Origin of the sequence: Methylobacterium sp. WL120 (genome assembly GCF_008039465.1) — a bacterium.
GTDB lineage: Bacteria > Pseudomonadota > Alphaproteobacteria > Rhizobiales > Beijerinckiaceae > Methylobacterium > Methylobacterium cerastii.
Window position 1 is genome coordinate 1 of sequence record NZ_VRUT01000203.1, and the last position, 6716, is coordinate 6716.

Genomic DNA, 6716 nt, shown 5'->3' on the forward strand with positions numbered 1-6716 from the left:
GCCGGCGGCGGCTCCGGGCGCCGAGACGAAGCCCGCGCCGGCCCCCCGCCCGCGGGCGCGGCGGCCTCAGGCGCCGTCACAGCCGATCATGGTCTACGACGCCCGCATCGAAGCCGGCGACCTGCGGATCTCGGGCTCGGTCCGCAAGGGTGGCGCCGTCGTGGTGATGGACGAGGACGTGTCGGTGATGGCCGATTCCCGCGGCCGCTTCCTCTTCCGTCTGCCCTACCGCCCGGGCAGCTGCGTCGTGTCCCTCAAGAGCGACGAGGACGAGCGCGAGGCGGTGATCGCCAGCTGCGCCCCCGAGGGCCAGGCCGGCGCCAAGGGCGAGACCGGCGTGCGCGGCGAGCCTGGCCTGCAGGGCGTGGCAGGACTTCCCGGGCCGGCCGGCCCGGCAGGCGAGGCCGGGTCCAAGGGGGAGCCGGGTCCCAAGGGTGAAGCAGGTCTCAAAGGCGAGGCTGGGGTCAAAGGCGAAGCCGGTCCGAAGGGGGAACCTGGTTCGAAAGGGGAGGCCGGTCCGGCAGGGCCTGCCGCAGCCGCGCTGCCCGCCGCGGCTCCCGCGACACCGTTCCGGGCAGTGCGCAGCGAGACCTACCCGGCCTCTGGCTGCGCGATCGCCTGCGCGAGCGGCGAGGTCTTCGTCTCGGCCTACTGCCTCAAGGCCGGCACCCCGGTCTTCTCGCAAGGCGCCGACGGCACGGCGACCGCCTCTTGCCCGTCCGAGTCCACCGGCATGGTCGGATTCTGCGCCCGGATGTGACGATCGCCTGAGAAGGTGGCGGATCGTAGCTGTCGAATCCAAATGGTCGATCGCGTCTCCCCCATCCTCGTCATTCCGGGGCGCCGAAGGCGAGCCCGGAATCCAGAACCGCAGGTCGCGCTCGATCCCGGCACCGTCGGCGGCTCTGGATCCCGGGGTCTGCTGCGCAGCCCCGGGATGACGGAGAGGGGCCAGAAACGGGAGTCGCTAGTCAGCCGCGGCCGGAGCGCACCCCGAGCCAGATCACATGGCGGGCGCCGCCCTTTCGACCGTTGGCGCGGGTGGAGACCTCTTCGACGCTCAGGCCGGCATCGTGCAGGCGGCGGCTGAAGCTGCGGTCGGGCCCTGCCGACCAGACCGCGAGGATGCCGCCCGGGCGCAGGGCGGCGCGGGCGGCGCCGAGGCCTGCCGCGTCGTAGAGCCTGTCGTTGGAGGCCCGTGTCAGGCCGTCCGGCCCGTTGTCGACGTCGAGCAGGATGGCGTCCCATGCAGCGGGCCGCTCGGCGATCGCGCGCGCCACGTCGATCTCTCGCAGGGACACGCGGGGATCGTCGAGGATGCCGGAAAACACGCCTGCGAGCGGCCCCCGCGCCCAGGCGGCCACCGCCGGCACGAGCTCGGCGACGGTCACCGCCGCCCCCGGAGGCAGCGTGCCCAGCGCCGCGCGCAGGGTGAAGCCCATGCCGAGCCCGCCGATCAGCACCTGCGGCGCCTTTCGCGATGCGATCCTGCCGCAGGCCAGCGTCGCCAGCGCCTCCTCGGAGCCGCTGAGGCGGCTGTTCATCAGCTCGTTCTGGCCAAGCATGATCGAGAACTCGGTGCCCCGCCGCCGCAGCCGCAGGGTGCCGCCGTCGCCGGGGATCGAGGCGGTATCGAGGTTCTCCCAGGGGATCATGCGGCGCTCGCGTCCTGATCCTGAGCGAGCCACGCCGCCATCCCGGCCGCCGCCGCCCGGCCGCTGCTGATCGCGCCCTGGAGCAGGTAGCCGCCGGTGGGCGCCTCCCAGTCGAGCATCTCGCCCGCCACGAACAGGCCGGGCCGCTTGCGGACCATGAAGCCCGCGTCGAGCCCGTCAAGGCCGACCCCGCCGGCGGTGGAGATCGCGCGCTCCATCGAGGCCATGGCGTGCAGGCGCAACGGCGCGGCCTTGATCAGCCCGGCGAGCGCATCCGGATCGGCCGGCAATGCGACGCCCGCCGACTCGCGCAAGACCCCCGCCGCGACCGGCGACAGGCCGGCCCCCTTGCGCAGGCGGGTGGCCATCGATTCGCCGGGCCGCGGGTCGGACAGCCGGTCTGCCAGCGCCCTCAACGTCAGGTCGGGGCGCAGGTCGAGCACGAGGCGGGCCGCGCCTTTACGCTCGATCATCGCGCGCAAGGCCCGCGACACCGCGTAGATCGCGCCGCCCTCGATCCCGTCTGCGGTGACCACCGCCTCGCCGCGCACGATCACGCCGTCGGCGGCGAGCCCAATCCGCTTCAGCGGCTGCCCGGCGAACCGCTCGCGGAAGTGCTCGGACCACGCCACCACGAAGCCCGCGTTGGCCGGCCGCAGGGGCGCGACGGCCACGCCGAGGTTCTCCAGCATCGGCACCCAGGCCCCGTCCGAGCCGAGCCGGGGCCAGCTCGCGCCGCCCAGCGCCAGCAGCACCGCCTTCGGCCGCGTCCAGCTCTTCCCCTCCGGCGTCTCGAACACCAGGGTGCCGTCCTCGAACGCCGCGAGCCGGTGCCTTGTGTGGATGCGGACGCCAGAAGCCTCGAGACGGCGCAGCCACGCCCGCAGCAGCGGCGAGGCCTTGAACGCCTTCGGGAAGACCCGCCCGCTCGATCCGACGAAGGTCGGCTCGCCCAGATCCTCGCACCAGGCGCGCAGGGCATCGGGTGGGAACGCCTCGATCGCGCGGCCCAAGCTGCCCGACGGATGGTATCGGCGCAGGAAGTCCGGCGCGGGCTCGCTGTGGGTGAGGTTCAGCCCGCCGCGGCCGGCGAGCAGGAACTTGCGGCCGACCGACGGCATCCGCTCGTAGACCGCCACCGCGTGCCCGGCGGCCGACAGCACCTCGGCTGCCGCCAGCCCGGCAGGGCCGCCGCCAACGATCGCCACCGTGTCCCGGAGGGCGTCTTCTCGCGCCACGTCGTCCTCTCGAATGTCCATGGCAGCGGAAGGCGTCGGTTCGCCCGCGCTGTCAAGGCATGGCAGCGGCGCCCGAACCCGGTTTGGGCCGCCCTTGATTCGCCGCGTTCGCGTCTCTAACTGCGGCTCATCGGCTGCGGGCCCCTCTGGCGGGATGCTCTCTCAAGATGCTTCCGTGATGTCGGAGCCGATGCTTTCCTTGCAAAAGAAGCATCACGGTCCCGCGAATGGTCGATTTCCTATACGTCGAGTGGCTCGGCAAGCCGATCTGGATGTGGCTTGGGTTCCACGCCCTGGTCGCGGCCCTCCTCGCCTTCGACCTCGGCCTGCTCCACCGCGACAAGGAGCACGAGATCGGCGTGAAGGAGAGCCTGCTCCTCACCGCCTTCTACTTCAGCCTCGGCCTCGCCTTCGGCGGCTGGATCTGGTGGTATCTCGGCGCCCAGCCCGCCCAGGAATACGTCACCGGCCTCGTGGTCGAGAAGTCGCTGTCGATGGACAACGTCTTCGTCATCGCGGTCATCCTTTCGGCCCTCGGCATCCCGCTCGCCGCCCAGCACCGTGTGCTGGTCTGGGGCATCCTCGCCGCGGTGCTGCTGCGCGGGTTGATGATCGGGCTCGGCGCCGCGCTGGTGCACCAGGCCGCCTGGGTGCTGTCGCTGTTTGCCGCCTTCCTGATCTATGCCGGCCTGAAGATGCTGTTCTCCAAGGAGGAGGATGCCGGCGACTTCCAGGATCATGCCGCCGTGCGCTGGCTGCGGGCGAAGCTGCGCATCACGCCCGAGCTTCACGGCCAGCACTTCATGGTTCGCAAGGCTGATCCGCGGACAGGCAAGACCGCGCTTTGGCTCACCCCGCTGGCGCTCGCCCTGGTTCTGGTCAACGGCGCCGACGTGATCTTCGCGGTCGACAGCGTGCCGGCGATCTTCGCGATCACCACGGACACCTTCGTGGTCTACACGTCCAACATCTTCGCGATCCTGGGCCTGCGGGCGCTCTACTTCGCGCTCGCCGCGATGGTCGATCGCTTCGCCTACCTCAAGACCGCGCTCGCCTTTATCCTGATCTTCATCGGCACGAAGATCGTGGTCGCCGACACCTTCGGCCTGGTCCACGTGCCGCCGTGGGTGTCGCTCGCGGTCACGGTGGTGCTGCTCACCGTCGGCATCCTCTACAGCCTGTGGCGTACCCGCGGCGAGGTGCATGCCGACACGGCCACGGACGGGCGCGAGGCGGAGCTGCACGGCCGGGCTTGAGCCCCGCCAGCTAGCCGCCCCGGCGGTAGACCCCACTGAACGTGACGTTCATGCCGCCGCAGGCCCCGTTGCTCTCCGCGACGAGGTCCGGCGGCATCAGCCGCATCCGGACGCTGCAACGGCTCACCTCGTCCGGGCGGAAGCCGGGGATCACGGCCTTGTCGCCGTCGGTCCAGGCGATGTCCTGGCCGTCGGGAGCGAGTTCGGCCTCGAACGAACCCATGTTGATCGCCCCGCGCTTCACCCGTTCCGGGTCCTGGGTCCCGTAGGATGCCGTCCCCGATAGCACGAGGCGTTCGCCCTTGCGCCGTATCGTAACGGTCTGCTCCGGGCCGCTCGTCCACGTGCCGATCCAGTCGTCGAGGCCGACCGTCGCGGGCGCGTCGTCGGCCAGCGCCCGCTCCGGCAACCAGCCGGATCGGATCTGGCCCGTCGCGCCGACATAGGTCGCGCAGGCGAAGGCGCCGCTCGACGCGCCGCGGATCACGCCGTTGCCGGCGACGAGGAAGGCTTTCTCGCGACAGGCGGGCGCGAGGCTCGGGCAAGCCGGGTCCGCGTCGGCCGACCGGACGAACGCGACGCGCCCCTCCGCCCCGACCCGTGCCCGCCGCAGCGTCCCGCCGAGATCGGGCAGGTCCGGGCAGATCGCGCTGGGCTTGGCCGCACCCGTCCGGGCATCCTGGGCGAACGCCGGAGTGGCGAGGGCGGCCAGCAGCACGAGGCCGGCCGGCACGGCGCTTGGGCGGTGATGGCGGGGCATGAGCCTCCTTCAGGTCGGACGCGACGCGATCAGGTCCCGGAGCGTCGTGATGGTGGAGGCGTCGGCGATGCCGTCCACGCGCGCCTGCCGGAAATGGCGCTGGAAGGCGGTGACGACCGCCCGCATGTGCGGATCGAACGTGCCCGTCACCGGCTGGTCGTAGCCGTAGAGCGCGAGCATCGCCTGCAGCGCCTCGATCGGCTGCCCCGCATCGCCTTCGGCGAAGAAGCGACCGTCGCGCAGAGGGACCTCCGGCACGTGGTGGCCGACGCCCTCGGCCGCGAGCCGGCGCCAGGGGAAATTCTCGCCCGGATCCTCCTTGCGGTCGGGCGCGATGTCGGAATGCGCGAGCACCCGGTCCGCCGGGATCGACCAGCGCACGACGATGTCGCGGGCGAGCGCGGTCACCGCCGCGACCTGCGCTTCCGGGTAGGGCGGCAGGCCGCCGGCATGACCGGGATGGACGATCTCGATGCCGAGCGAGCGTGAGTTCACGTCGCGCTCGCCCTGCCAGGACGCCCGGCCGGCATGCCAGGCGCGGCGACCCTCCGGCACCATCTGCAGGATCGTGCCGTCTTCCAGCACGACGTAATGGGCCGAGACCTCGGCGATCGGGTCGGCGAGCCGCTGCAGCGCGGCGGCCGCGCCGTCCATGCCGGTGTAGTGCAGGATCAGTATGTCCGGCCGCTTGCCGAGGCGCTCGCCATGGTTCGGCGAGGGCTGGATGCGGGTGGCGAGCGGGCTGTCCGGCGTCATGCCGCACCGCCTTCCAGACGGACGCCGCTTTCCGCGAGGATCCGGTCGTGGGCGGCGTTGATCGCGGCGAGGCGCTTGGTGGCGATCACCACCGCCTCGGGCGGCAGGCCGCGGGCGATCGCGCGATCGGGATGGTTCTCGGCCACGAGCTGCCGGTGGCGGACCTTCACCGCGGCCGGGTCGGCTCCGTGCTCCAGCCCGAGGACGAGGTAGGGGTCGTCGGCCAGCCGCACGTGCCGGGCGGCAATGCGGCGGAACGCGATGTCGTCGAACCCGAAGATCTCGGCGACGGCGCGGAGATAGGCTTCCTCGGCCTGATGGATCGCCCCGTCGGCGGTGGCGATGTGGAACAGGCCGTCGAGGACGTCCTCCAGCAGGGACGGCTCGTCGTGGAAGGCGTTCGCGAGCTGGCGGGCATAGGCCTCGTAGCCGTTGGTCGTGCGCTTCGCGAGGTCGAACAGGCGGGTGACGCGGGCGCGCTCCGCCTCGCCGACCTGCACCACCTTGCCGAAGGCCTCGACCTCGGAGGGCGTGACCACGCCGTCGGACTTCGCCATCTTGGCGGCGAGCGCCACGAGACCGGTGGTGAAGACCACGTCCCGCGGCATCGGGCCGAACAGCGCGCCCTCGCGGTCGACGAGATAGTGCCCGGCGAGCCCGCCCGCGAGCGCCCCGAGGGGGCCGCCGATCGCGAGGCCGATCCCGGCGCCGCCGAGCTTGCCCCAGATCCCCGAATTCATCGGGACCGGGCGGGGTTGTCTTGGAGATGCGGCACGGTCACCGGCTGGCCTTTTCACGATGCCGGCGACCTCGAAGCGTTCCGCCGACGACAGGCCGCCGGGGATACAGGCTCCGTCCGAAACGCGGAAGGGCCGGAGCGTTCGCTCCGGCCCTCCTCCATCCTGCTTCCGTGCCGGGGCGGCGAAGCCTCAGCGGCAGTACACGTCGCCGTAGGCGTCGCGGTAGGTGCCGTAGGGGCAGCGCGGCGCCGTCGAAGCGCCGACGATGGCGCCACCCGCGCCGCCGATCGCGGCACCGGCCAGCGCACCGC

At 72.2% G+C, this 6716-nt stretch carries 7 protein-coding genes; 2 read left to right on the top strand and 5 right to left on the bottom strand.

Going from position 1 to position 6716, the window contains the following annotated elements:
• The coding region (locus FV229_RS24025; protein ID WP_246688319.1) for a collagen-like protein at window positions 1-760 on the top strand (760 nt) is incomplete at its 5' end.
• A 211-nt stretch (window positions 761-971) separates the two neighbouring features.
• Here FV229_RS24025 and FV229_RS24030 read toward each other — a convergent pair.
• Window positions 972-1655 (bottom strand): spermidine synthase, encoded by a 684-nt coding sequence (locus FV229_RS24030; protein WP_147754360.1) that lies wholly within the window; start codon window positions 1653-1655, stop codon window positions 972-974.
• The gene (locus FV229_RS24035; RefSeq protein WP_246688320.1) at window positions 1652-2893 is read right to left on the bottom strand and encodes a TIGR03862 family flavoprotein; all 1242 of its coding nucleotides are present in this window, start codon (window positions 2891-2893) and stop codon (window positions 1652-1654) included. The genes FV229_RS24030 and FV229_RS24035 overlap by 4 nt, the downstream gene beginning before the upstream one ends.
• Window positions 2894-3120: 227 nt before the next feature.
• On the opposite strand from FV229_RS24035, the gene FV229_RS24040 reads away from it, so the two are divergent.
• Window positions 3121-4149 carry a TerC family protein gene (locus tag FV229_RS24040; protein ID WP_147754362.1) on the top strand — a complete coding sequence of 343 codons (1029 nt, stop codon included), beginning with the start codon at window positions 3121-3123 and terminating at the stop codon, window positions 4147-4149.
• A 10-nt stretch (window positions 4150-4159) separates the two neighbouring features.
• Here the strand turns inward: FV229_RS24040 and FV229_RS24045 are convergent, their stop codons facing one another.
• The 3 genes from FV229_RS24045 to FV229_RS24055 are packed head-to-tail and all read right to left on the bottom strand — an operon-like array spanning window position 4160 to window position 6405.
• Window positions 4160-4909: a hypothetical protein gene (locus tag FV229_RS24045; RefSeq protein ID WP_147754363.1), complete on the bottom strand. Its 750-nt coding sequence runs from the start codon at window positions 4907-4909 to the stop codon at window positions 4160-4162.
• A gap of 9 nt (window positions 4910-4918) precedes the next feature.
• Window positions 4919-5665 (bottom strand): N-acetylmuramoyl-L-alanine amidase, encoded by a 747-nt coding sequence (locus tag FV229_RS24050; RefSeq protein ID WP_147754364.1) that lies wholly within the window; start codon window positions 5663-5665, stop codon window positions 4919-4921.
• Window positions 5662-6405 (bottom strand): molecular chaperone DjiA, encoded by a 744-nt coding sequence (locus tag FV229_RS24055; RefSeq protein ID WP_147754365.1) that lies wholly within the window; start codon window positions 6403-6405, stop codon window positions 5662-5664. Before FV229_RS24055 ends, FV229_RS24050 begins: the two co-directional genes overlap by 4 nt.
• Between the last annotated feature and the right edge of the window lie 311 nt (window positions 6406-6716).